The sequence below is a fragment of the Malacoplasma penetrans HF-2 genome, from assembly GCF_000011225.1.
GTDB lineage: Bacteria > Bacillota_I > Bacilli_A > Mycoplasmatales > Mycoplasmoidaceae > Malacoplasma > Malacoplasma penetrans.
This window is the reverse complement of record NC_004432.1, coordinates 698,764-724,022: the sequence shown is the minus strand read 5'-3', so window position 1 is coordinate 724,022 and position 25,259 is coordinate 698,764. Positions and strand designations below refer to the sequence as shown.

Below are 25,259 nucleotides of genomic sequence, written 5' to 3'. Positions count from 1 at the left end.
AGGGACAAAGTCTTGTAAAATCCACATTTTTTAAATATTTTTTAATTTATATTATTAATTATTGCAACAAGATATTAAAATTAAATGGTTGTAATAGAAAATAGGAGAAATCATTATTATGAGTAAAAGTATTTTAGTTATAAATGCAGGAAGTAGTTCTTTAAAATTCAAACTATATGATTGAAATATGGCTGAATTAGTTTCTGGTATTTGTGAAAGAATTGGGATTGATGGTTTTTTCAAAATTGAATATAAATCAAACCATGAAACTAAGAAATATGAAGGTAATGCAGATTTTCAAAATCATGATTTAGCAATTGATTATTTATTTAATAAACTAGTTGAATTAAAGATTGTTGATAACCTAGAAGATATTGTTGGTGTTGGACACAGAATTGTTCAAGGTGGTAGTTTATCTGAGTCTTCTTTAGTTGATGATAAGATTTTAAAAATAATTGAAGATTGCATTACTCTTGCACCTCTTCATAATAAACCAGAAGCAGATGTGTTAAAAATTGTTATGAATAAAATTCCAAATACTAAAAATGTTGCAGTATTTGATACATCTTTTCATACTTCAATTCCTAAAATTAATTCATATTATGCAATCCCTAAAGAATGAATTGAAAACTATGGAATTAAAAAATATGGATTCCATGGAACTTCATATAGATATATAACTGAAAAAATGCATGATATCTTAAATATTAATAGACCTTTAAATTTAATTATTTGTCACTTAGGTAATGGTGCAAGTGTTTGTTGTGTAAAGGAAGATAAATCATTTGATACAACAATGGGATTAACACCTCTTTGTGGTTTAATAATGGGAACTAGATCTGGTGATATTGATCCTTCTGTTTTTGATTTAGTAGCAAAAGAAACTGGAATGTCAGCAGCTGAAATTTTTAATAAATTAAATAAAGAATCAGGTCTTAAATCAATTTGTGGTTCTTCTGACTTTAGAGATATTGAAAGTAATACACAACCAGGAAATGACTATGAATTTGCAACTGAAATCTTTGTTCAAAGAATTGTAAATTACATTGCAATGTACAAAAACATGTTGGAAGATAAAGTTGATGGAATTGTGTTCACTGGTGGAATTGGTGAAAATGTTTGAAATGTAAGAAAACAAATTTGTCAAAAGATTAAAGGATTAGATTTAAATCCTTCTATAAATGAAACAAGAGTTGGTGAATGAGCAAGAATTAGCCAACCATTATCTAGACATAAAGTTTTTGTTGTAAGAACAAATGAAGAATTAAAAATTGCTCAAGATACTCAAAAAATTGTATCTAACAATTAATTTATAATTAAGATTGCTTTACATATTAAGTGTTTTAAATTGACTCTTTTTGGAATTAATAGTTCTAAAAAGAGTTTTTTATTTTTTATCAAAACTTAAAAAATTTAAAAAAAGTTATGACATTGACCCTGAATTTTTACATACATATAGTGTAGACATAAAGAATGTCTACAAATTGTTAACGACTAAAATGGAGTACAAACATGAATGAAATGAAATTCAAAAAATAAAAAATTTTTTAAAAAAGTTATGACATTGGTCTGATTTTTTTACATACATATAGTGTAGACATAAAGAATGCCTACAAACTTTAATAAAAAAATGGAGGTCAAAATTTGACTAAAAGAAAAATTCAAAAAATGAAATTTTACTATTTTATTAATTTTGTAAACAGACTTTTTAAAATTTCAAATATTAATAAATTAGCTTTTACAGAAAGTATTAAAAAGAAATTTATAAGAGTTAAACAATTATTTATAAAACAAATTTATAAAATGACTTTTTTCCAACTAGCTAAGGATTTTTACAATAATTCAGTTAATACGAAAATGGAGGTAAATTATGGACCAAAACAATAAAAACAACAATAAACCTTTTAAAGGTCAATTTTCCGAAAAAGAATTTATATCTGTGATAAAAGGTTGCAAAATCGTAAATGTTGATCACTTTATTACAGATAGCAATGTTTTTGTAGATGATAAAAACAATGTTAGAATAATAACAACTAGAGCAAAATGTTATATGGAAATTATTAAAACAAAAAAAGAAAAATTAATTAATGAGGTTATTCCTCCTCCCAAAGACAAAGATAGTTCAATTGAAGTTATACTTGGTAAAATCCTAGATAAAATGGAAGTAATTGAACTAGATCTGAAAACTCTTAAAGAGGATGTAGCTCAACTAAAAACTGACATGGTTGAAGTTAAATCAGATGTTGCTCAACTAAAAACTGACATGGTTGAAGTTAAATCAGATGTTGCACTTCTTAAACAAGATGTTGCTATTCTTAAAGCAGATATGATAGATGTAAAATCTGGTAAATACTGCAAAAACCATAATCTATATGAAAATGCTTAAATCTAATATATAAAAACACTCTTAGTTAGTATAAATTTGAAATTTTAAATTGTTTTATAAATAAACATCTATAACCATACTAAATCTTAAAATTTAGTATGGTTATTTTTTATTATTAATATATTAAATATTAATAAGACATCAATCTTATTACACAATAAAAACAATGTTAGAATAATAACAACTAGAGCAAAGTGTTATATGGAAATTATTAAAACAAAAAAAGAAAAATTAATTAATGAGGTTATACCTCCTCCCAAAGACAAAGATAGTTCAATTGAAGTTATACTGGGTAAAATCCTAGATAAAATGGATGTAATTGAACTAGATCTGAAAACTCTTAAAGAGGATGTAGCTCAACTAAAAACTGACATGGTTCAAGTTAAGGCAGACATTGTTGAAATGAAGAAAGACATTGTTGAATTAAAAACAGATGTTGCTCAACTAAAAACTGACATGGTTGAAGTTAAATCTGATGTTGCAGTTCTTAAAGCAGATATGATAGATGTAAAATCTGGTAAATACTGCAAAAACCATAATCTATATGAAAATGCGTAGAATTAAAGTTATATAAATTTATAAATAAAAGACCACGCTTGTGCATGGTCTTTATCCTTAATTGAAACATGAAGTGCAACATTAATGTTAGCATAAGAAATTCTGTTACCTCAAAAAAGGGAGCAGAATTTTTTTATTTTATCAGTTTAAAGAATTCATACATTTTTTGTAGTACTGATCACTACTCATATAGTTAAACATTTTTCTAGGCATTCTATTAATTTTGTTTTGGAGATTGTTTATTTCTGCATCACTTAACAAAGAAAAATCTGTACCTTTTTTATACACTCTTCTAATCAATCCATTAACATTTTCATTTGAACCCCTTTGATATGAAGCATAAGGTTCACAATAATAAACTTTACATTTTATTCAATAAGCTGCAATTCCTATTTTTGAGAATTCTATTCCATTATCTATTGTTATTGTCTTTACATGTAAGTTGTTTTTATTAACTAAACTTTTTATTGCTGAGTTAATAGTGAAAGGATTTTTGTTCTCAACTTTAGTAATAAATGAATTTCTAGTTTTTCTTTCTACCATTACCAATAAATTACTATAACCAGATTGTCTTTTTCCTATGACTAAGTCTAGTTCCCAATGACCAAACTCTTTTCTGTTAAGTATGTGTTTTGGTCTCATCCATATGGGAAATACATACTTTTCATCAAATTTAGAAAACATTCCTTTTTTTCTTTTTCTACCTTTTATATAAGCAGTTCTTAGTTTGTCTGATCTTTTTTTAATTCATTTATTTGTTTGTATTCAGTTATAAATTTGTTTAGTGGAAGGAACTAAAACACATGGATAATTTTCTTTTATATAGTGTCTAGTTAATTCCACACCATGTCATTTGCAATTGTATTTTTCTGCAAATAATTCTGAGAAAGTTTTGTATTTTTGTCATAGAAAAAAGTTTTTATGGTTTCTTCTTTCTATATATTTTTTCTGTGCCTTTTCAGCACTATATCCTTCAACATTATTGTTTCTTCTGATCTCTCTTAAAATTGTGGATCTATGTCTTTTTAATTCTGTTGCTATTTGGTTAATATTTTTCTTTTGAACAAAATACATATGTCCTATTATTTCTCTTTCACCATAAGACAAATGTCTGTATTTGTTAGTATCATTTAGAGTAATTGTAGTGTAAAACATAATTGGTGTTCCTTTGTGCGTTTATATGGGGGCACTTTTTTTTATCCCAATAAATAAAAAATTGAAATGTTAGGTGCTATACAAATTATACTTTGCATGTTGCACTTCACATTTCAATCGGGGATAAAAGACCACGCTTGTGCATGGTCTTTATTTTATCAATTGATTAAATTTCTTCTCAATTTTTTTCTACATAGTAAGGATCTGACTCATTAATTCTGTTGTAATAGAATTTGTTGTTGTTGTGATCGACTTCATGCTGAAAACAAGCTGCTAATAAATCTGTTGCTTTGACTTCAATTTCTTTATTAGTAAATAAATCAATTCCCTTTACTCACACAATTGATTTTCTTATTGAAAGCCCTTTGTGATCTTTTTTTACAGATAAACAACCCTCACCATTTTTTAAATACATTTTTGAAGTTGATTCCTTAATAATTTTAGGGTTAGCCATCAAATATTTGTGCTCTCCATTTTTATCATCTAAATGAATGTAGATAATTTTTTTTGGGCAACCTAATTGAATTGCTGCAATTCCTATTCCTGCTCTTATGTCATATTTGTCAGCTTCACCTTCATATGAAGCATCAACATAACTAAGCATTTGGCTAATTACATGCTCATCTTCTTTTGTTAATGGAAACACAACATCTTCAATTGGTTTGTGCATAACTGGGTTATTATCATAGACAATTCATTTTGGAGATGGATCTAATTTCTTAAACATTATTTTCTTTTTCCTCTATTTTTATTTAGAATTAATATAATTTTACTCAAATAATATTTTATATTAATAAGGTTTTAATATGGAAGAAAAAAATAAAAAAGGAAAAATAATTATTATTAGTGGTCCAAGTGGGGTTGGAAAAAAAACAATAATTGATCAAGTTATTAATAATGTTGATCTTAATTTAACATATAGTATTTCAATGACTACCAGGCTTCCAAGAGAACATGAAAAAAATGGTGTAGATTATTTCTTTGTCTCTGAAGAAGAATTTAATAGTGCAATTGAAAAAGGTGAGTTATTAGAATGAGCAGAATTTGCAAACAATAAATATGGAACACCAATTAAAAATTTATATAAGTTAATTGGTGAAAATAAAAATGTAATCTTAGAAATCGAGGTTCAAGGTGCAACCAAGGTTAAAGACATTTTAAACAGAGAAGATTATATTTCTATTTTTTTGATACCACCATCAATCAGGGAATTAAAAAGAAGATTGAAAATTAGAGATACTGAAACTAAAGAAAAAATTAAACAAAGAATTAAAAGAGCTAAAGTTGAATTAAAATTACAAAATGAATATGACTTTATCATCTTGAATGATGATGCTAAAAATGCAGCAGATAAATTAAGACATATCCTTTATGAAAAGGTACTAGAAAAGAAATAATGCTTATGAACTCGATTTATAGTTTTACTTTACAAGAATTAAAAAAAGAACTAACAAAAAATAATATTAAAGCTTTTGTTGCTGAACAAATCTTTGATTGAATTTATTCTAAACATGTAGATTCATTTGATGAAATGAAAAATATCTCTAAAGAAAATATTGAAAAATTAAAACAGTTATTTTCTTTTGAAAATATGGTTGTAGATAAATTACAAGTTGATAAACATGATGGTACAGTTAAATTTCTATTAAAGTTAGAAGATGGTAATTTTATTGAAACTGTAATTATGAAATTTAATTATGGTTATAGTGTTTGTGTAACTTCTCAAATTGGTTGTAATATGGCTTGTAAGTTTTGTGCTTCAGGATTAATTAGAAAGAAAAGAAATATTACAGTTGGTGAATTCATTAAACAATTTATAATTGCTAAAGAATATGTTGAGAAAAACTTTAATGATAAGTTAACTCATATGGTTGTAATGGGGATTGGCGAACCATTTGATAATTTTGAAAACTTAATTCAATTTTTTGAAGTTATCAAACAACAAAAAGGATTATGTATTAGTCCTAGAAAAATCACAGTTTCAACTTGTGGATTAGTAGAAAAAATTAAAGAATTTGCAGATCTTAAAAACCAAGTAAATTTAGCAATTTTATTGCATGCTCCAAATAATGAAATCAGAAATAAGATTATGCCAATTAATAAAGTTTATTCTCTTGATAAAGTAATAGAAGCAATGGATTACTATATTAAAGTCACTAAAAGAAGAGTAACTATTGAATACATTCTAATAAAAGATGTAAATGATAGTGATGAAAATGCAGTTGAATTAGCAAAATTATTAAAGGGCAAATTGTGTTATGTTAATCTTATCCCTTATAATAAAGTAGTTGAGAATAATTATTTTAGAAGTGTCAGAGGAAAACAATTTTTTGATGTTTTGAAGAAAAATAATATTCAAGCAACTATAAGACTTGAACGTGGAAGCAGTATTGATGCAGCTTGTGGACAATTAAGAATAAAGAAAATATTGGAGCTAAGAAATGCAAAAGTTTAATTTAGAAAAATTTTTTAATAACAACAATAATTTTATTAAGTTAAGAAGAGTTTTATATTCTAAATCTGATACTGGTACAAGACAAAAAAATGAAGATTATGCATATTGTGGAACAAATAAATTACTAGATAATTTGTTAATAGTATGTGATGGAATTGGAAGTTGTAGAGGTAGTGAAAAAGCAGCTGAAATTGTAGCTAAAACATTTGTTAATAGTTTTCTAAAACAAGAATATCTTTTAACTAATGTTAATGAATGATTTGAAAAAAATATTGAAAGAGCAAAATTTGCAATGATTGATCATGTCTTAAGATTTAAAGATCATAATCAAATGTGTACAACTTTAGTTTTAGCATTATCTGTTGAAGACACTTTCCATGTTTTTTGAATTGGTGATTCTAGGGCATACTTAATTGATAAGAAAAGTTTTGAACAATTAAGTGATGATCATAACCTACTAAATTATTTAATTAAAACAGGAACACCACAAGAAGAAATAGAGGCTAAAGGTAAAAAGATTTATTCTTTAATGAATTACATTTCAATTAACACTAAAGATAAACAAGAATATGATTATGTTTCATTTAAAATCAAAAAGAATTCTTTTGTCTTTTTAGCTTCAGATGGTTTTTATAATTTCTTTAGTGACTTAGGTTCTTTATATGACATCTTATCTCATGATGGGAATGCAGAAAACCTTTCAAATGATTTAGTGAACTATGCTTTAAATAATCAATCAAATGATAATATTTCTTTCTCATACATTGGTTTTTTAAAAGATTAATTAAATTAATTATTAAATTAAAAATACTTAGGCACCCTAAGTATTTTTTTAATCTTAATAAGTATTATTGTAAGAATTCAATCTTATGTTTTACTTTAATATTATGATTATTTTGCTTTTAAATTAATGTGACAATATCCATTAGGATTTTTTTCCAAATATTTTTGGTGGTACTCTTCTGCTAAGTAATAGTTATCAACAAGCATTACTTCAGTTTGAATTAGTTTACTATAGTTGTTTTGTAATTCATTTATTTTTTCTTGGATAGCCATTAATTCATTACTATCTCTACTATAAATTCCAGTTCTGTATTGTCTTCCAATATCATTACCTTGTTTATTAATGCTTGTAGGATCTATAACTTTGAAAAGTAAATCAATAATTTCATTTAGTGAAATAACTTGATCATCATATGTAAGTTCAACAGCCTCAACTGCATCTGTGATATTATTACAAACATCTTTGTATGTTGGATTATCAATTTTTGAATTTAGATATCCCACATTTGTAGAAATAATTTTTTGATTTAAATTGTAATATTGTTCAATTCCTCAAAAACATCCTCCTGCTAAATATATTTTTTTAATCATAATTTCCCCTTATTAAAGTGATTGATAAATTATATATCATTAGAATCATTAAAAAAATTTTAAATCAAAATATAAGCAGTATTAGCAATCATTATTTATATTGTGAGTTTAATTACTGAACAGCTTCATTTGATGTTTTTATAATAAAATCTTCTGGAATATTATCATCTTTCTTTAAGAATTCATATTTTGAAATTTTTGAATTAATTTTTTTGTTGTAGTAAATGAATGATTGACTATCTAAAAACTGTTTTAGACTGCAATTACTACTATTTCTAAATCTTTAGATAAGGCTTTAATTTAAACTACTTTTCTGTTTTTACAATTATTTAATTTCTCATCTATTATTTTTATTTTTTAAATAATTCCACTATTAGAGAAATTTTTAAATTGCTATTTATTTAGTTAAGTTCATTGCAAGAAATATAAGATTAACTTTGTTCAAAGGCTTAGAATTAACTTCTTTATAATGATTTTGAATTAAGATTTTTTATATAAATTAAAGTGTTATATAAAATTAACTAATTATTGAAAGAATATTTTTATTTAACTATGAATTATTTTTTTATTGTTTAGTTAAAAAAGAACTCAGAACCTTTAAAAAGAATATATTATTGAAAGGTAATTATTTTATAAGGTTAAATTATTTGTTTTTATGAAAAATGGTAAAAGTAAGATTGATTATAAAAATACTCAATTTAAAAATAAAGAGAGAATTTCAAAATATGGAGAAGTTTTTACTTCACAAAGAGAAGTAAATGAAATGATTGATTTAGTTTCTCATGAAGCAATTAGATTAGAATCAAGGTTTTTGGAACAAGCTTGTGGAGAAGGTGTGTTTTTGATGGAAATACTTTCAAGAAAACTTGATGCAATAAGTAAAAAATTCAAGAGATATAAACAAGATTTTGTTAAAAACACAATTATTGCTGTTTCATCATTATATGGAATAGATTTACTTAAAGATAATGTTGAAAAATGTAGGGACAATCTTTTAAAAATTGCTTTAAACAAATACAAAGGTTTTTTTAAAGATCAAAATGAAAAGTTTGTTAAAACTATCAAATTTATATTATCTGTTAACATAGTATGTGGAAATTGTTTAACAATGAAAGATAATAATGGTGAATTTATAATATTTTCTGAATGATCACCACTTAATGATTTATACATAAAAAGAACTGAATATTTATTTAGCGAATTAACTGATTCTGATAAAGATTTTTTTATACCTAAAGAATTAAAAGAGTATAAGCCTATAAAATATTTTGATATTGGAGATATTTATGAACAATAATCATAATCCTGATGTCTTGAATTGTATTGCTAATCTTAGTAGTGATGAAATTTTTACTTCTCCAGAGATTGCAAACAAACTATTGGATTTATTACCGAGAGAAATATGAAAAAATAAAAATATAAGATTTTTGGACCCATGTTGTAAAACAGGGGTATTCCTTAGAGAAATCACAAAAAGATTAATAAAAGGCTTAGAAGAAGAGATACCGAATCTTGAAAAAAGAATTAATCATATTCTTTTAAACCAAGTGTTTGGCTTATCTATAACAGAGTTAACAGGATTTATTAGTAGAAGAACACTTTACTGTTCCAAAAAAGCCAATAATAAATATTCTATATGTGACAGTTTTAAAGATGAAAGTGGAAATATAAAATATTTGTTAACTGATCACATGTGAAATAAAGACACATGCAAAATGTGTGGAGCTAGTGTATTGAATTACTCAAGAAGTGAAAAATTAGAAACACATGCTTATAGTTTTATTCATTTTGAAAATTTGAATGAGGTGTTTAATATGAAGTTTGATGTAATAGTTGGCAATCCCCCATATCATCTTTCGGACGGGGGGGGGGGTATAGGGTCTAGTGCCATACCTTTGTACAACAAATTTGTAGAGCAAGCAATAAAAATGGAACCTAGATACATAACCATGATTATTCCATCTAGATGAATGATCGGAGGTAAAGGATTGGATGAATTTAGGAATTATATGTTAGCTTGTAATAAAATTAGCACAATGGTTGATTATGTTAATTCTTCTGATTGCTTTTCCGGTGTAGATGTAAATGGAGGGATTTGCTACTTTTTGTGAGAAAAACACTATAGTGGAAAATGCAATTTTGTAAATGTGGAAGATGGAAATACTAATACCAGTAGTAGATATTTATTAAACGGAAACAAAGATTTCATTAGATTTAATAAAGCTGTATCTATAGTTGAAAAAATTAAAAACCACCCTAGCTTCAAACCTTTTTCATCTATTGTTTCTTTTAGAAATCCTTTTAACATACCTTCTAATGCTAATTTAAAATTTACAAATCCTAATAATTTGTTAGATTTAACTAAAATTTATGGTTTCAATAAGGGGAGATATGAGAAATTTTTGCATCAAGATGTTTTAATAGAAAAAAACATTGTATTAAGAGACAGATGAAAGATATTCATTCCCAAAGCAGTTGGTGATGCAAATATGAAAAAAAGAGGACTGTTTTTAAAACCTATAAAAGGGATAATTAACAGTGTTTGCACTGAAACATATTTAGCAATAGGCCCATTTGATACTGAAAAAGAAGTGGATTTTTGTATTGAATATATGAAAACCAAATTTTTCCATTTTTTATTTGGCATGAAAAGAATTTCACAAAATACAACAAAAGAAACTTATGATTTTATTCCATTGTTAGATTTTTCAAAAATATATACTGATGCAGAACTATATACAATGTTTCAATTTTCAGATGAAGAAATAAATTATATTGAAAATATATTTTCTAATAAGGAGTTTGTAAATGAGTAATAATTATTTTCAAAAACAAACAAATAAAATTGGGAAAATATATGCTTACTATGATTATAGAAACAATAAAGAAATGAAGGTAGGTTACACAACAAGAGAGAATCCAGAAGATAGAATAAAGGAACAATTTCCTGTGAGTGCACCAGTAAAAAAACCATTTACTATGTTTTTTGCAAAAAATGCAATTAGAAATGATGGAACAACTTTCACTGACATTGAAATTCATAATGCTTTATCTCGCTTAGGGGTTCAGAGAAAAAATGGAGAGTGATTTGACTATAACCCAGAAATTTTAAACAAAGCTTTTTTTGAAGTTAAACATAATAAGTTAAATTTTGAAGTAAATAGAACAAAAGATTTTTCACTTAGAGAAGAGCAAAAAGAAGCTATAAGAGTCACAAAAAATTATTTTTTGAAAAATGCAAATGAAAAATATTGTAAATTTTTATGAAATGCCAAAATGAGATTTGGCAAGACTTTTACTGCTTACAAGTTTATTCAAGAAATGGAATATAAAAATGTTTTAATTGTTTCATTTAAACCTACAGTAAAAACAGCATGAAGAGAAGATTTGCAATCACATATTGATTTTGAAAATTATATTTTTATAAATAATCTAGATAAAGATGAAACATTTAAAACTTTGCAAAAAAATTCAGGAAAAAATATAGTTTGTTTCAGTTCATTTCAAGATTTACTTGGAAAAAATAAGTATGGTGGAATAAAAGTGAAAAATCAGTGAATTCACAATAACAAATGAGACTTGATAATTATAGATGAATATCATTTTGGTGCTTGAAGAGAAAGATCAAAGGATTTATTTAATGAGAAAGATGACGACTTTTACAACTCAATAGAAATAATGGATGCATTAGGCATTGAACAATTCCCTATTAAATCCAAAAGATATTTATACTTATCCGGAACACCATTTAGGGCTATTAGTAATGGTGAGTTTTTGGAAGATCAAATTTTTAATTGAACTTATACAGATGAGCAAAGTAAAAAAGAGCAATATAAGAATGATGAAAATAACCCTTATAGATGTATGCCTAAAATGATTATGTTAACTTATAAATTACCTGATAATCTAAGAGAGGTTGCATTGAAAGGGGAGTTTGATGAATTTAGTTTAAATGAATTTTTTAGTGCAAAATTTAATGAGAGAAATAAAAAATATGAGTTTATTCATGGTGACCAAGTAAATCAATTTTTAAATTTTTTAACTGGAAAACACACAATATACCTAAATGAAAGATTAAAGGCAAGAGATAAGCAAGCACCAATGCCTTTCTTAGATGAAATATTGCTTAATAATTTGTCTCATACTTTTTGACTACTACCTAATGTTGCATCTTGTTATGCAATGTATGATTTATTGAGAGAAACCATAGAATTTAAAAAATACAAAATAATATTAGCGGCTGGTGGAAAATCAAAAAGTGGTGAAAGTTTAATTGAAGAAATACATAAAAACATGGAAAACCCCATTGAAACAAAAACTATAACTCTTTCATGTCAAAAATTAACTACAGGTGTAACTATAAGACCATGATCAGGTATTTTTATGCTTAGAAGTCTGAAATCTCCTGAAACATATTTTCAAGCTGCTTTTAGAGTTCAAAATTCTTGAACTTTCAAAGATGATTATAATGAAGTTTCAAAAGAGGAAAATTATAAAAAAGAATGTTATATTTTTGACTTTGATCCAAATAGAGCATTAAAACAAGTAGTTGAATATAGTCAAAATCTAAATACTAGTAATAAGGTATCTACTGAATCAAAGGTAAAAGATTTTATAAAATTTTTACCAATTCTAGCATATTCTTCAGACACTAATATAATGGAGGAAGTTGATGCAGTAAAAATTTTAGATTATACAATAACTAATATTACTTACAATATGCTTGTTAGAAAATGGGAATCAGCAATGCTGGTGAATGTTGATAATGATACATTAAAAAGAATTGTGTCTAATAAACAGGCTTTAGATATTCTATCCAAATTAGAAGATTTTAGAAATTTGAACAAAGACATATCTATAATTATTTCTAAAAGTGAACAAATAAAAAAATTAAAAACTAAATCAACTGAATCAGAACTTACAAAAGAAGAAAAAAAGTTACTTAGTAATGATAAAAAGGATGAGCAATCAAAGAGGAGAGAAGTACAAAAGAAATTAATTAAATTTGCAACTAGAATTCCTATTTTTATGTATTTAACTGATTATAGAGAAGAAACACTTAAAGATGTGATTACAGAGTTAGAACCAGATTTTTTTGAGAAAGTTACTGGTTTAACTATAAAAGATTTTGATTTTTTAGTATCTTTAAATATTTTTAATGAAAAAATTATGAATGATGCCATATGAAGTTTTAGAAGATATGAAGATTCTAGTTTGAAATATACTGGGATTTTAAAAAACAAATCAGAAAAAATAGGTTTATTTAATACAAAAATTGTTTATTATGAAGATAACTAATTTTTAATTAAATGAATATTAAAATAAAATTACATTAACAATTGAATTGTTAATTACAATTATTTATTCTTGATGTTATTGAGTTTATTTTAAAAAAATATCCAAAAAAGAAAAAAACAGAATAGCAATATCAATATTGAAGATATCATTTTATAATTTATTAAATGTAAAATTATTAATTATGAATATGAATACAAAAAATAGTTTTGACAGCATTAACAAAAAATTTGAATCAATTTATAAAATGGCCGAAAGTCTTGTTAAAAATAAAAACAAGAATTCAATTGCATATAGAGCACAAATAGCTAATGCTATTGAAGTTTTATATAATGGTTTATTAGAACTAAATGAATTGAAACCAACTGAAAAAAAAGAAATCAAATTGGTTAAAGAAATTAGAACTACATTTTTATCTTTCTTACATAAAAATATTACTTATATTGAACAAGCTAATTGAGTGAATAGAAATCAAACTCAAATGGATAATGAAAATTTAATTTTAAAAATTAACAATGTTTCAAAATACTATTCATCAAAAAAGATGGCAATTAGGGTTTTACAAAATATCAACTTAGAAATTAATAATGGTGACTTTGTTGTTTTTTTAGGACCTAGTGGAAGTGGTAAAACTACACTTATGAATTTAATATCTGGAATAGATCGTCCAACCACTGGAAATCTATGAGTAAATAATTATAGATTAGAAGAAATGGATGAAAAGAAATTAACCATTTTTAGAAGAAACAATATTGGTTATGTTTTTCAAAGATATGGTTTATTACCAAATCTAACAGTTTTAGAAAATGTTTTAATGGGCTCATACTTAGGTAAATCTTCAAATTCATTTTTAGATAATAGAATTTATAAAAATACTTCATATTCAAAAGAAGAATTAAAAAAACTTAATAAAGATGAAAAAGAAAAAAATAATTTAAACAGAAAAGAAGAACTAGCAAAAATTGAAAATATTTTAAAAGGCTTAGAGTTGTTTGAATTTAAAGACAAATATCCTTATGAACTTTCAGGTGGTCAAAAACAAAGAACTTCAATTGCTAGAACAATTGCAAAGAATCCTAAAATTATTTTTGGTGATGAACCAACTGGTGCAGTTGATTCTGAGATGTCTGGGCAAATTGTAAAACTCTTCCAAAAAATAAATGAAGAATTAAAGACAACAATTATCATTATTACCCATGATGAAACAATAGCAAATTATGCTAATAAAGTATTTTACATTCTTGATGGTAAATTAAATAGAACTGTTGTTAAGAAAAAAGGTGAACCAATAGAAATGTATAATAATAAAAATAATGGGATTTCTGAATTAGAAAAGAGCACAAATTTTATTAATAAAACCTTCAAACAAATATAGTTTTTATTTAAAAAAAATTGTATTGAAATAACCAAAATAAAAACATTTTAAAATTAAATTAAACAATCTAAAAAACCTCTTATTAAATATTTTGATAAGAGGTTTTTTTAACTATTTAAATAAGTATCTTAATGGCTACCATTTACTAAAAATGTATAAACATTATAAATATGTGCTTTTTATTTTTGCAAGTTTTTAACTGTAGATAAAACAATATAAATAAATATATCTATGATTACGTAACATAAACTATTTATATATACAAGGGGTTTCATATGAAATTAATTTGGAAATTATTAGCAAGTAGTTCTTGTTTGGGTATAACTGTTGGAACTACAATTGGTGTTGTGAACCAAGGTGGAGAAGTTGCTGGCTATGGTAGTTCAACCACTCCAACATCATATAGTTATATTAATCCTTTTAATATTAAAGCAGCAGATGGAATCAGAGATATTGAAGTAAGTATTGATTCATTTAGAGATGCTTTAAGACGTTATGGTGCAACAGAATCTAATCCTATGCAAATTGATTTCATTACGCCTTACTCATCTTTAGGGCCATTGAATACAACTATGTATAACAGAATAGGTACAGAGATTAGTCAGACATTATCAGGTGGTTTAATGAGTTGAAACTGATTGCCTGCTGGTACAGCTAATCCATCTGCCAGTTCATGATTTAGTACTGGAAATTCTGAAATGGGATTCTTCTTATGAGGACCAGACTATGATGGGGTTGGAACTTGAATTTCTTCTTGAATAGGATTAGATGAATGAGGAAATAATAATAGAAATAGTTTAAATGTTTGAGATGCTGTTCATAAGAGAATTAGAGATATTTATAGAAATGAATCTTCTTATTTAGCTCAGTATGGTCAAAAATATGTTGCTGCTGCTAAGGACTTATTAAGTAAACTAATATCTGCTGGATTGTATAAAAGCAGTTTTTCTACTGGAACTAATTTACCAGATGATTACAGACAAGCCTTTGAAGGAACGCTTGGTCAATCATCAGGGAATAATGCATTTCAAGGTATTTTTACAGATTCATTCTTTGGTCAGCATTTAACAGAAGATATTTCTTTCTTTTTACAATATATTTTAGATGATTTATATCTTTTTATGCCTACTCCAACTGCAAGTTTGAAGTCTAGAAGTGCAACTTTATTAGATCCTCAATTCATTCAACGTAGTAGTCCTTATGGACTTACAAATTTAAGAGATAGTGCAGTAAAAGCTGCTGGAACATATTATCAACTTCCTGGTAATAGAGAAAGAGGTGTAATTAAAGGTTATGGTAATGCTACAGCTTGGCAAACTAACAACCAATGATTTAGTCCAGCATTTGGTACCGCATCAAATTCTAACTATAGTACAGGTATTTCTTTGATAGATACAGAAGTTACAGGTGATTGGAACAACAGTGATTCAAGACAACAACCAATGGATCATTGAAGATTAAATGGTGCTACTAGTTTGGTTTTGAAGGACAACACTGGAAAAGAACTTCAAACTTTAAATAGAGGTCAAGACTTAGATTTAACGAGTCTTTCTGAAAATTTAGGTAAAACTTATCAATTAGAATTTAATATTGACACTAATATTAAATGAGTAGATAAAAACGGAAATCAAAAACAAGCATTAAGTGGGAAAGATTTTGAAAGAAATTTAGAGGCCTATTGATTAGCATCTGAATTAGGTTATCAACAAAATAGTTATTTTATAAATACTTTAGCATTAGATTTACAAAGAACTGTAAATAATGGCAATGGTAGCAATAACAATGGTAATAATGGAAATAATAAAAAAATAACAGATTCAGATTACCCAACTGAAGAATATACTAATACAGACAATAAATTCACTTTATATGTAACAAAACCAAATGGTCATATTTTGGAGTATTTATCAAGTTCTTACTTCTGAGGTATCCCATACACAAACCAAGAAGTTAAAAATATAAAAACAGGTGATTCTGGTGAAATAAAAACAACAACAACTAGTGAAAATGGAACAACAAGAACTACACTGGATTTAGATAGAACAAATTTTGGGAATATTTTTGGAATGGCTAAGGGAAGATCTAGTGATTTAAATGATGATAACTTGTGAAGTGCAGGTGCATACTATGTTGCAAGAATTTCTGAAAGTGAAATTGTTTATAGAAAAAATAATGAATACTTTAATGCTAGAAAAGATTTAATAAATAAAGATGAAGAAAAAATAACCGAACAAAGAGTTAACTTGGTTGGTGCTCAAGTTACAGCACAAGTAGTATATGAAAACTTTTTAGCAGGTAATTATTCATCTGCACAAATTCCAACAACTGAAACTCAAACAGTTATAAACGATCCTGTTTGAAGAAATGCAATTAAATACATTGGGGTTTCAAGAACTGAACAAAGTAATTTTGCAGTATGAGGTGGGAACCCTTATGAAATTGATTCATCTACTCATAGACCAACAACAAGATTAAAAAGCTCAGTTAATTCAACTGCAGCAAGATTCTTATCAGATTATGAAAGTGATCAAGCAAGAATTATTAGAGCTGCTATTCCTGGAATGATCAATTGATTCAATTTATCTTCACTTGTATACCCAGCTGGTGACTTTGAGTTTAGTGCAATTCCTTATGGTGTATTTCACTGAAATGAAAAAGATAGCACTGGTGGTGAAGATGTAACAAAAGAACTACACAGACAAATTTATGATGGTGTCTATGCACCATTTACAAATCAAGCAAATCAACCAGTTTACAACTATGGAGTTTTACCAAGAAGCCCAAGTGAATTAGTACAAATTGGATTAGGTTTAAAATAGGAGAAAATAATGCTTAAATACTTTTTAAAAAGATTATTATTTGCAGCGATATCGCTGTTAATAATAATTACAATAATTTATTTTCTTACAAGTCTTTTACCTTATTTACCTTCCAATTTACAACATACCAATCCGAATGTAACAGATGAACAATATAATCAATTATTAGCTCAATATGATTTAGGTCCATATGGACTAAGTGTAGTTCAAAGGTGATGAAAATATATAAGTGGAATTTTCTCTGGGGATTTTGGAGTTGTATTAGGTACAGGTGCTCATAATATTCCTGAAACATTTTTCAGTAGAATTCCTTTTACTTTATTAATTAGTTTTATTGCTTTAATAATTTCAATTGCAATTGGATTATTATGTGGAACAATATGTGCTTTCTATAGAGGAAGAGCAGTTGATATTACTTTAAATGTTTTAGCTACAGTATTTTTATCAATTCCATCATTCATCTTTGCAATCTTGTTAATTAGAGCAGGAAGACTTATAAATCTTGAAATTCAATTTATTCCACCAGGAACATCCAACTATACACTATCTGGAATGATAAGATCTATGATCTTACCAATTCTTTCTTTAACTTTTGGATCAGCTGCTTCTTTAACTTATTTTGTTAGAAATGAGTTAGTTGAAATAATGAACCAAGATTATATAAAAACAGCTAAATCTAAAGGTTTATCAATTTGAAGAATCTTAACTAAACATATGTTAAGAAATGCAGGAATTCCTTTAGTTTCTAGAATTGCACCAGAGTTCTTACTATTGTTATCTGGGTCATTAATTATTGAATATTTCTTTGGTGTTCAAGGACCAGCACAATGATTGGTAAGTTCAATTTCAAATGGTGAAATTAATGTAGTATTGTTTCAAACAATATTCTTTACATCAATCTTTTTCATCTTTGATTTATTAATGGATTGCTGTTATCCACTAATTGATCCAAGAGTAGTTCTAGTTGAAAAGAACAATTACTCTCTATACAAGAGATTTGTAAGTTACTTAAAGAGAAAATTATGAATCAAAGGATGAGAAGAAATTACAGAAGAAAATTCAATTACATTAAATACTGAAGATAAGTTCTTTGACTATCTTTTAGAAAATAAAAAAATAATCAATAACAATGTTCATCTTAATGAAAAAGAATATCAAGATGTATCAAACAATTTAAATTCCAATATACAAAAGAAATTCTTAGTTATTGGTCAATACAAATATGCAATTAAATTAGTTGATGAAAAATTGGCTAATGAAAAAGCAGAAGGAGGTAACTTAAATGAATAACCAAAATAATTTAGAACAGCAGCATTCAGGAAAAGTAAGTTTAATGAATGATAATTTTGGTGAACTACAAAACATTGAAGTTAACTCTGAATTATTAGTTAATGTTGATTTTAGACAATTCCAACAAAAAGAAAAAACCTTAAGTAGACCAATAAGTTTTTTTAGAGGAGTATTAAAAAGGTTTTTCAAAAATAAATGAGCAGTAGTATTTTTAATTATTTTTATTGTGATTTGTTTAATGGCTTTAATCATTCCTTTAACTTCCCCATACCCTTCTTTTTCACCAATTCTTTCAAATACTAATCCACAATTAATTAGAATGTTGCCACCAAGGCTATTAGGGATGGATCCAATTTATACTTATCCTGAACCAATTTCATCTGATATCTATGAAGCTGTTAGACAACTAGATGAAGCTGGAGAAGGTGTTAGGGGTAGCATTATAGTTTCAGCTATCCAACAAGAAGGGAATCCTAATTTCTATTGATTAACTTTATATCCATATAGAATTCCAGCACTAAGCAATTTATATCCAGTAATTGGAACTGATACTACTGGTATTGATATGTGAACTAAAGTTTGAGATGGGTTTGCAGGCTCATTAGGAACAGGAATTATAGTTAGTGTATTTGCTATTATAATAGGTTCAATTTATGGAGCCATTGCAGGTTCATTTGCTGGTAAAACAATAGACATTGTTATGATGCGTATCATTGATATTATTGGTAGTGTACCATCTGTTGTATTATTAATAGTTTTAAGTTTAGTAATAGCTAGTAGTAATCCAGATGCATCAGCAACATTAGACAATACTTCAATTACTTTTGCATTAATTTTAATTAGTTGAATGGGACCAGCATACCTTGTAAGAATGTATATCATTAGAAACAGAAATGCTGAATATATCCAAACAGTTAGAGTGATTGGTGGAAGTAAATCAAGAATCTTATTTTTTCACTTATTACCAAACATTTCTGGAAGAATCTTTGTAAGATTTGTTCATATGATTCCAGGAGTAATCTTTTTTGAAACTTCATTAATTATTATTGGTTTAAGAACTCCAACAAGCAACTCTTTTGGGCAAATCTTTACAGATACTTATGGAACTAATCTTGCTCAAATGGTTTATGCACCAATTGCTATCTTTGCTTTATTTGCAGTATCTACTCAAATAATTGCAAATGCTATGAATGATGCTGTTGACCCAAGAATTATAGGTAAATAATTATGAATAATAGTGATAATAATTTAGATTTAAATAACAACTTACCTATAAGAGAAAATCAAGCACTTGTAGGTAATGAAGTTATTAGAGCAAAGAATTTAACAGTAGCATTTAAAACTAAAGATGGTGCTTTACCAATTATTAGAAAAACTTCTATTTCAATTGATAAAAAAGAAATAGTAGGTTTAGTTGGGGAATCTGGAAGTGGTAAGTCTGTTTTATTAAAAACTTTAATTGGGTTTAATGATAATTCAGAAGTAGATGCTGATACATTGAACTTAGGTGGAGTAGACTTATTAAAAATCAGAAAAAGAGATTGAAAGAAAATTAGAGGAACAAAAATTGCTTACATTCCTCAAGATCCTTTAACTTCTTTAAACCCAACTATGAGAATTGGTAATCAACTTAAAGAAGCAATTTTAGTTACTGAGAAAAAAGTTTATAAAGAAACTGTTAAAAGACTTAAAGAACAATTAGCAAATAATTCAATTGACCAACAACAATATAAACAAGAATTAGCACAAGCTAAAGCAAACAAAAAATATTCTTTATCAAGAAAAGGAATTAAAGCTAGATTAAATGAAATCTTTGAATTCATTGGAATAGAAGATGTATCTAGAAGATTAAGGGCTTATCCAAATGAATTTTCAGGAGGGATGAGACAAAGAATTGCTATTGCAATTGCTGTAATTTCAAAACCTGATGTAATAATTGCAGATGAACCTACAACTGCACTTGATGTTACTATTCAAGCCAAGGTTTTAGATTTATTAAAAAAATTAAGAGATGAATTAGGCACAACTATTATTTTCATTTCTCATAACATTGCATTAGTAGCAAACTTCTGTGACTACATTTATGTAATGTATGCTGGGAAAATTGTAGAACAAGGAACAACTGAAGAAGTGTTTACAGATCCTAAACATCCATATACTTGAGCTTTAATTTCTTCTTTACCAGAAGAAGGAAGTGATGATGAATTACTTTCTATTCCTGGTACTCCCCCAAACATGTTTGATTTACCAAAAGGAGATCCTTTTGCCCAAAGAAATGAGTATGCTTTAAAAATTGATTTTGAAAAAGAACCACCAATGTTTAAAGTCACTGATACTCATTGAGCAGCAACATGGTTATTACACAAAGACTATAAAGGGACTGCTATCCCAAAAATTATTGCTAATAAAATTGCAATTGCTAAAAAATCATTTACTAAAAAAGCTTAGGAGAATTATTTATGTCAGTTAAAGATTTGGACAACAATTTAGATTTAGAATTTCAACAAGAAAATGTTATTGATTCTAATGACAATAGTCCACAAAAAATTTTAGAAGTAAATGATTTATCTGTTTTATTTAAGGCTCAAGGAACATACTTTAGAGCAGTAAATGATATAAGTTTTAGTGTAAATAAAGGAGACTTCTTTGGAGTAGTAGGTGAGTCAGGTAGTGGTAAATCAACTACTGGAAAAGCTATAGTAAGATTAGTTTTGCCATCTGGTGGAAAGATTTTATTTGAGAACAAATTAATATCAGTTAAGAAATTAAAAAATGAAAATAGAAAGTTCTTACAAGAAAATGCTCAAATGATTTTTCAAGATCCTACAGCTTCTTTAAACTATTCTAAAAATATTTTAAACTTAGTAGCTGAACCTTTAGTTGTTAATAAAACTATTAAAAACAAAGCAAAGGAATTATCTGAAAAATTAAAAACTATTTCAAGTTTTTATCATCATGATTTTTTGAGAAGATATAAAAGCATAAGACATGACTTTTATAAAGATTTCTATAATGGATTAGAACAAGCATATGATAAAGTTTTAAATTTAGAAATTCCTACTAATGATTTAACTCCTAAAGAGTTTTTAGAATATCGAAATAATGAGTTTGTTAATGAGATTTGAAATGTTACAGAAATAATTGAAAACTTCATTAAAAAACGTGATGACTTAGCAGATGAATATTATGAAAAATCAAAAGTTTATGATTCAAAATCAGATTATCGGAATTTGTTAAAAGCTAAAAATGAATTAGAAGTTATTAATAAAGTAGTAGACTATCAAACTAATAAAGTTGTAGTTAATAAAAAGAATTTGAAGCTAACTAAAAAAGATAGAAAATTATTCTTTAAAAATAAGAAACAAGAATTGTGTTTAGATGGAAAAGAACTAGCAAAAAACTTATTAATTGCTATCAAAAATAAAATTAAAGTTTCTAAACAAAATTCATTATTATCTAATGACTTTATAACTCACATACATTTCAATATCACATTGTTAGAGAACAAATTAAATTATTTATTCTTAGATTTTTTAAGAGAACAATTTAAGAATTTAACTGTTGTTTTTGTAGAAAACAGTGCTGACCAATTTGCAACTATTGCTAATCAAATTTGTATGTCTATTGCAAATGAATTTATTAATTTATCATCTAATTTTGCTAAGTCTACAGTAGATGAAAAAAAGCAAATTATTAGTTCATTAAAAGAATTAGATTTAAAAACAAAAAAGATTTTAGATTTCTTTAAATCTAACTTGAACAAGTTAAATGAATCAAATCTTAATGAAATTAATAATTTGGCAAAAGAAAATCATGTTGATGAAAAAAAGATTACTGAATTATTTAATATCTTTGGTGAAGCAAAAAATTTAAGTGATACAAATTTAGAAATTATTAATCAAGCAAGTTTAGATGTTAAAAATTCTGAAGTTGATAAAGACTATGCTTTAGAAGAAATTGAAAATGATTTAAAAGAGATTGATTCATTTGTAGGCCATGATGAGAATGGTTCTAAATTCTATGATTTTGTTACAGAAAATTTTGAGAATTTAGATAAATTAAATGAATTTAAAACATTATGTAAACAGCAATTTATTAATTCTAAAGAACGTTACAGTTACTTTAGAAATGCATTGAAAAAGATTTCTGATAACTTCATTAAATCTAAAAAGTTTAAACCAGCTGATGTAGTTAATTTAAAAAAAGAATTGTTTAAACTAGATAGAACTTATAAAGCACAACTTAAAAAAGACATTGAAGCTTATATCCAAAATTATCATCAAAATTTATCTTCAATTAAAAAGGTGTTTTTAAAAGATAAATTACTTAGAAAATCTTATAAGTATATAGAAGATAAATTGGTGTCATTTAATGCTTACAAAAACTTTATTTTAAGAGAGTCTTTATATTATGAAAAAGCAGTTGAGTTACCAAATAATCTAAAATGAATTTTCCATGGATTTTTTAGAACAGTTCAAAAAAGAAATTATGTGTATGATGCTTTAGAAAAAGTTGGTCTTAAAAAAGAACATGCTTATAGATATCCACATGAATTTTCAGGTGGTCAAAAACAAAGAATTGTAATTGCTCGTGCTTTAATTACTAACCCAAAACTAGTTTTAGCTGATGAACCAATTAGTGCATTGGATGTTTCAATTCAATCTCAAATAATTAACTTGATGAAAGAATTAGCTCAGAAACATCAAATTACTTTTATATTCATTGCCCATGATTTATCAATGGTAAATCATGTATGTAATAAATTAATAATTATGCATAGAGGGAAAATTCTAGAAGGTGGAGAAGTTGATAAAGTATTTAAAAATCCTGTTCACCCATATACTAAATCATTAATGAAAGCAGTTCCAAAACTTTCAAGAATCCATGTTGATTTAGCAAGTTTTGAAGAAAAGCATACGTATGATTCAGACTATTCTTTAGTTAATGTTCCAAAATATCATAATGTTGATGAAAGTGGATCTCACTATGTGTTAGCAACTAACAATCAATATGATGAATGAAAGGGAAGTAACTAATCTAGTAAAACAAAAATAGTAATTAATTTTTATTTGTTAATTACTATTTTTGTATATAGATTAGTGATTATTTTTATAAAATAAAAATCATGAATGATAATAAAAAAGGTCTAAAAACAGGGTTAACTAAATACAACTCTTCAATTTCTAAAATTAGTGATAAAAAGATTAATAAAGATGACAATGAAATTTCAAAAGGGAAGTACCCTAATGGAATAACTCCTTTTATTAGTTTGTTGTTAATCTTTGGAATCATTGTTCTAATAGGATATTTAGTTAACACTCGTAAATTATTGCAATGATATGATATCTTTGCAATTGCTAGTGCTACTACTTTTGGTTTAAATGTTTTATGACTTTCAATTAGACAAAGGTTTAATTTATCTTTAAGATATAGCATGAAGAAAATGATTAGATCATTTAAATTAGATCGTTTAAAATTTACTGAACCTTATAGTGATTTAGATTATTCAATTCATAAAGTTACCAACATTGAAGAATATAAAGAGTATTTAAAAGAACGTTCTAAAAGAAGTTCAACTTTGTTTTATATATCTTTTGGGATTCACACAATCACTTTTATAGTTTTTATAGTTCTTTCTTGTGTTCTTTAATTTTTAATCTTTATTTTAAAAATATTGAAAAGATAGGTTATTTAAACCTATCTTTTTCTTTTGATATAAATATCTGTCTTTTAAAAAATAATAATTATAAAAATAAATTTGAAATCAAAAGTTAATAAGTGTTTACTTCTTGTTTCTATACGTTACTATTTAAATGTATACATAGGTATATGCACTATTAATATAGTGGATGAGTTTATTTTGCAGTTATTGAAGCACAAAATGGGGGGCATTGGGTGTGGAATGGCAAAATGGCTAAAACCCCAATATATGATAAGAGATGTTACCATCTCTTTTTTTATGTCTACAATAATAAATATTTACTAATAAATTCATAATAATGTTTAAGAATAGAATTAAATAAATTAATTAGCCAGTTAACTAAATGTAATTTTTAAGAAATTGCTTTTTAAATAAAAATAAGTTCATTGAAAGTGTACACCTATTTTTAGTTAATTTAAAAAATTTTTTATTTATGGATTTAGTTATATCTTTGTATATACAAAAACTTCTAAATATGATTTTTAATCAGATATCCTTGCTATATCATAAATTAAATGTGCAAAAATATAAGACACTTCATTCTCTGTGTTAACATATATATGTATACGTAGGGTATATATACATTTATATGTATGTAATTTAATTTGTAGGTATTGAAACACAGGATGGGGAGCATTTTGTGTGGAATGATAAATTAAATAGAACTCCGCATAAAAAGAGATGTGTGCATCTCTTTTTTTATTTATAGAAAACAACTAAAAAAAGAAGTTATTAAAATGGTTGAAAACTAAAGAACTAATATTGCTTCTACTTCTTTATAAAAATCTAACAAGAATAAAATTAAAAAATAAACAAAGTTTTGCAAAGACTATAGAGATTTAAAGTTTAAA

19 protein-coding genes are annotated in these 25,259 nt (G+C 25.9%); 16 read left to right on the top strand and 3 right to left on the bottom strand.

Annotated features, from left to right (window positions below):
* The first annotated feature begins 118 nt into the window (after positions 1-118).
* From MYPE_RS02960 to MYPE_RS02945, 3 genes are all read left to right on the top strand, one after another.
* Positions 119-1,309: an acetate kinase gene (locus MYPE_RS02960; RefSeq protein WP_011077392.1), complete on the top strand. Its 1,191-nt coding sequence runs from the start codon at positions 119-121 to the stop codon at positions 1,307-1,309.
* Between the two features lie 561 nt (positions 1,310-1,870).
* Positions 1,871-2,386 carry a hypothetical protein gene (locus tag MYPE_RS02950; RefSeq protein WP_011077390.1) on the top strand — a complete coding sequence of 172 codons (516 nt, stop codon included), beginning with the start codon at positions 1,871-1,873 and terminating at the stop codon, positions 2,384-2,386.
* Between the two features lie 201 nt (positions 2,387-2,587).
* Positions 2,588-2,944 carry a hypothetical protein gene (locus MYPE_RS02945; protein ID WP_011077389.1) on the top strand — a complete coding sequence of 119 codons (357 nt, stop codon included), beginning with the start codon at positions 2,588-2,590 and terminating at the stop codon, positions 2,942-2,944.
* 138 nt (positions 2,945-3,082) lie between these two features.
* On the opposite strand, the gene MYPE_RS02940 is transcribed toward MYPE_RS02945, so the two are convergent.
* Both MYPE_RS02940 and def read right to left on the bottom strand, forming a co-directional pair.
* The gene (locus MYPE_RS02940) at positions 3,083-4,099 is read right to left on the bottom strand and encodes an IS30 family transposase (protein WP_011077358.1); all 1,017 of its coding nucleotides are present in this window, start codon (positions 4,097-4,099) and stop codon (positions 3,083-3,085) included.
* Between the two features lie 166 nt (positions 4,100-4,265).
* Positions 4,266-4,826 (bottom strand): peptide deformylase, encoded by a 561-nt coding sequence (gene def, locus MYPE_RS02935; protein ID WP_011077388.1) that lies wholly within the window; start codon positions 4,824-4,826, stop codon positions 4,266-4,268.
* 79 nt (positions 4,827-4,905) lie between these two features.
* Here def and gmk point away from each other — a divergent pair, with 79 nt between their 5' ends.
* The 3 genes from gmk to MYPE_RS02920 are packed head-to-tail and all read left to right on the top strand — an operon-like array spanning position 4,906 to position 7,338.
* Positions 4,906-5,496: a guanylate kinase gene (gene gmk, locus MYPE_RS02930; protein ID WP_011077387.1), complete on the top strand. Its 591-nt coding sequence runs from the start codon at positions 4,906-4,908 to the stop codon at positions 5,494-5,496.
* A 5-nt stretch (positions 5,497-5,501) separates the two neighbouring features.
* Positions 5,502-6,554: a 23S rRNA (adenine(2503)-C(2))-methyltransferase RlmN gene (gene rlmN, locus MYPE_RS02925; protein WP_044891383.1), complete on the top strand. Its 1,053-nt coding sequence runs from the start codon at positions 5,502-5,504 to the stop codon at positions 6,552-6,554.
* Complete coding sequence (locus MYPE_RS02920) at positions 6,541-7,338, top strand: protein phosphatase 2C domain-containing protein (RefSeq protein WP_011077385.1); 798 nt, start codon at positions 6,541-6,543, stop codon at positions 7,336-7,338. The genes rlmN and MYPE_RS02920 overlap by 14 nt, the downstream gene beginning before the upstream one ends.
* Positions 7,339-7,445: 107 nt before the next feature.
* Here the strand turns inward: MYPE_RS02920 and msrA are convergent, their stop codons facing one another.
* Positions 7,446-7,925 carry a peptide-methionine (S)-S-oxide reductase MsrA gene (gene msrA / locus MYPE_RS02915; RefSeq protein ID WP_044891382.1) on the bottom strand — a complete coding sequence of 160 codons (480 nt, stop codon included), beginning with the start codon at positions 7,923-7,925 and terminating at the stop codon, positions 7,446-7,448.
* Between the two features lie 658 nt (positions 7,926-8,583).
* Between msrA and MYPE_RS02910 the strand changes: the two genes are divergently transcribed.
* From MYPE_RS02910 to MYPE_RS02865, 10 genes are all read left to right on the top strand, one after another.
* Positions 8,584-9,225, top strand: a complete 642-nt coding sequence (locus MYPE_RS02910; RefSeq protein ID WP_011077383.1) for a hypothetical protein — start codon at positions 8,584-8,586, stop codon at positions 9,223-9,225.
* Positions 9,215-10,744, top strand: a complete 1,530-nt coding sequence (locus tag MYPE_RS02905; RefSeq protein ID WP_052270425.1) for an Eco57I restriction-modification methylase domain-containing protein — start codon at positions 9,215-9,217, stop codon at positions 10,742-10,744. The genes MYPE_RS02910 and MYPE_RS02905 overlap by 11 nt, the downstream gene beginning before the upstream one ends.
* The gene (locus MYPE_RS02900) at positions 10,737-13,226 is read left to right on the top strand and encodes a DEAD/DEAH box helicase family protein (RefSeq protein WP_011077381.1); all 2,490 of its coding nucleotides are present in this window, start codon (positions 10,737-10,739) and stop codon (positions 13,224-13,226) included. The genes MYPE_RS02905 and MYPE_RS02900 overlap by 8 nt, the downstream gene beginning before the upstream one ends.
* Before the next feature lie 187 nt (positions 13,227-13,413).
* Positions 13,414-14,598 carry an ABC transporter ATP-binding protein gene (locus MYPE_RS02895; RefSeq protein WP_052270424.1) on the top strand — a complete coding sequence of 395 codons (1,185 nt, stop codon included), beginning with the start codon at positions 13,414-13,416 and terminating at the stop codon, positions 14,596-14,598.
* 275 nt (positions 14,599-14,873) lie between these two features.
* Positions 14,874-17,417 carry an MG321/MPN456 family lipoprotein gene (locus tag MYPE_RS02890; protein ID WP_011077379.1) on the top strand — a complete coding sequence of 848 codons (2,544 nt, stop codon included), beginning with the start codon at positions 14,874-14,876 and terminating at the stop codon, positions 17,415-17,417.
* 9 nt (positions 17,418-17,426) lie between these two features.
* Positions 17,427-18,707 carry an ABC transporter permease gene (locus tag MYPE_RS02885; protein WP_011077378.1) on the top strand — a complete coding sequence of 427 codons (1,281 nt, stop codon included), beginning with the start codon at positions 17,427-17,429 and terminating at the stop codon, positions 18,705-18,707.
* A complete protein-coding gene (locus MYPE_RS02880) occupies positions 18,700-19,932 on the top strand; it encodes an ABC transporter permease (protein WP_011077377.1) in 1,233 nt (410 codons plus the stop codon). The genes MYPE_RS02885 and MYPE_RS02880 overlap by 8 nt, the downstream gene beginning before the upstream one ends.
* Positions 19,933-19,934: 2 nt before the next feature.
* A complete protein-coding gene (locus MYPE_RS02875; protein ID WP_011077376.1) occupies positions 19,935-21,155 on the top strand; it encodes an ABC transporter ATP-binding protein in 1,221 nt (406 codons plus the stop codon).
* Positions 21,156-21,166: 11 nt separating this feature from the next.
* A complete protein-coding gene (locus MYPE_RS05415; RefSeq protein ID WP_011077375.1) occupies positions 21,167-23,743 on the top strand; it encodes an ATP-binding cassette domain-containing protein in 2,577 nt (858 codons plus the stop codon).
* An 89-nt stretch (positions 23,744-23,832) separates the two neighbouring features.
* A complete protein-coding gene (locus tag MYPE_RS02865; RefSeq protein ID WP_011077374.1) occupies positions 23,833-24,357 on the top strand; it encodes a hypothetical protein in 525 nt (174 codons plus the stop codon).
* Positions 24,358-25,259: the final 902 nt, after the last annotated feature.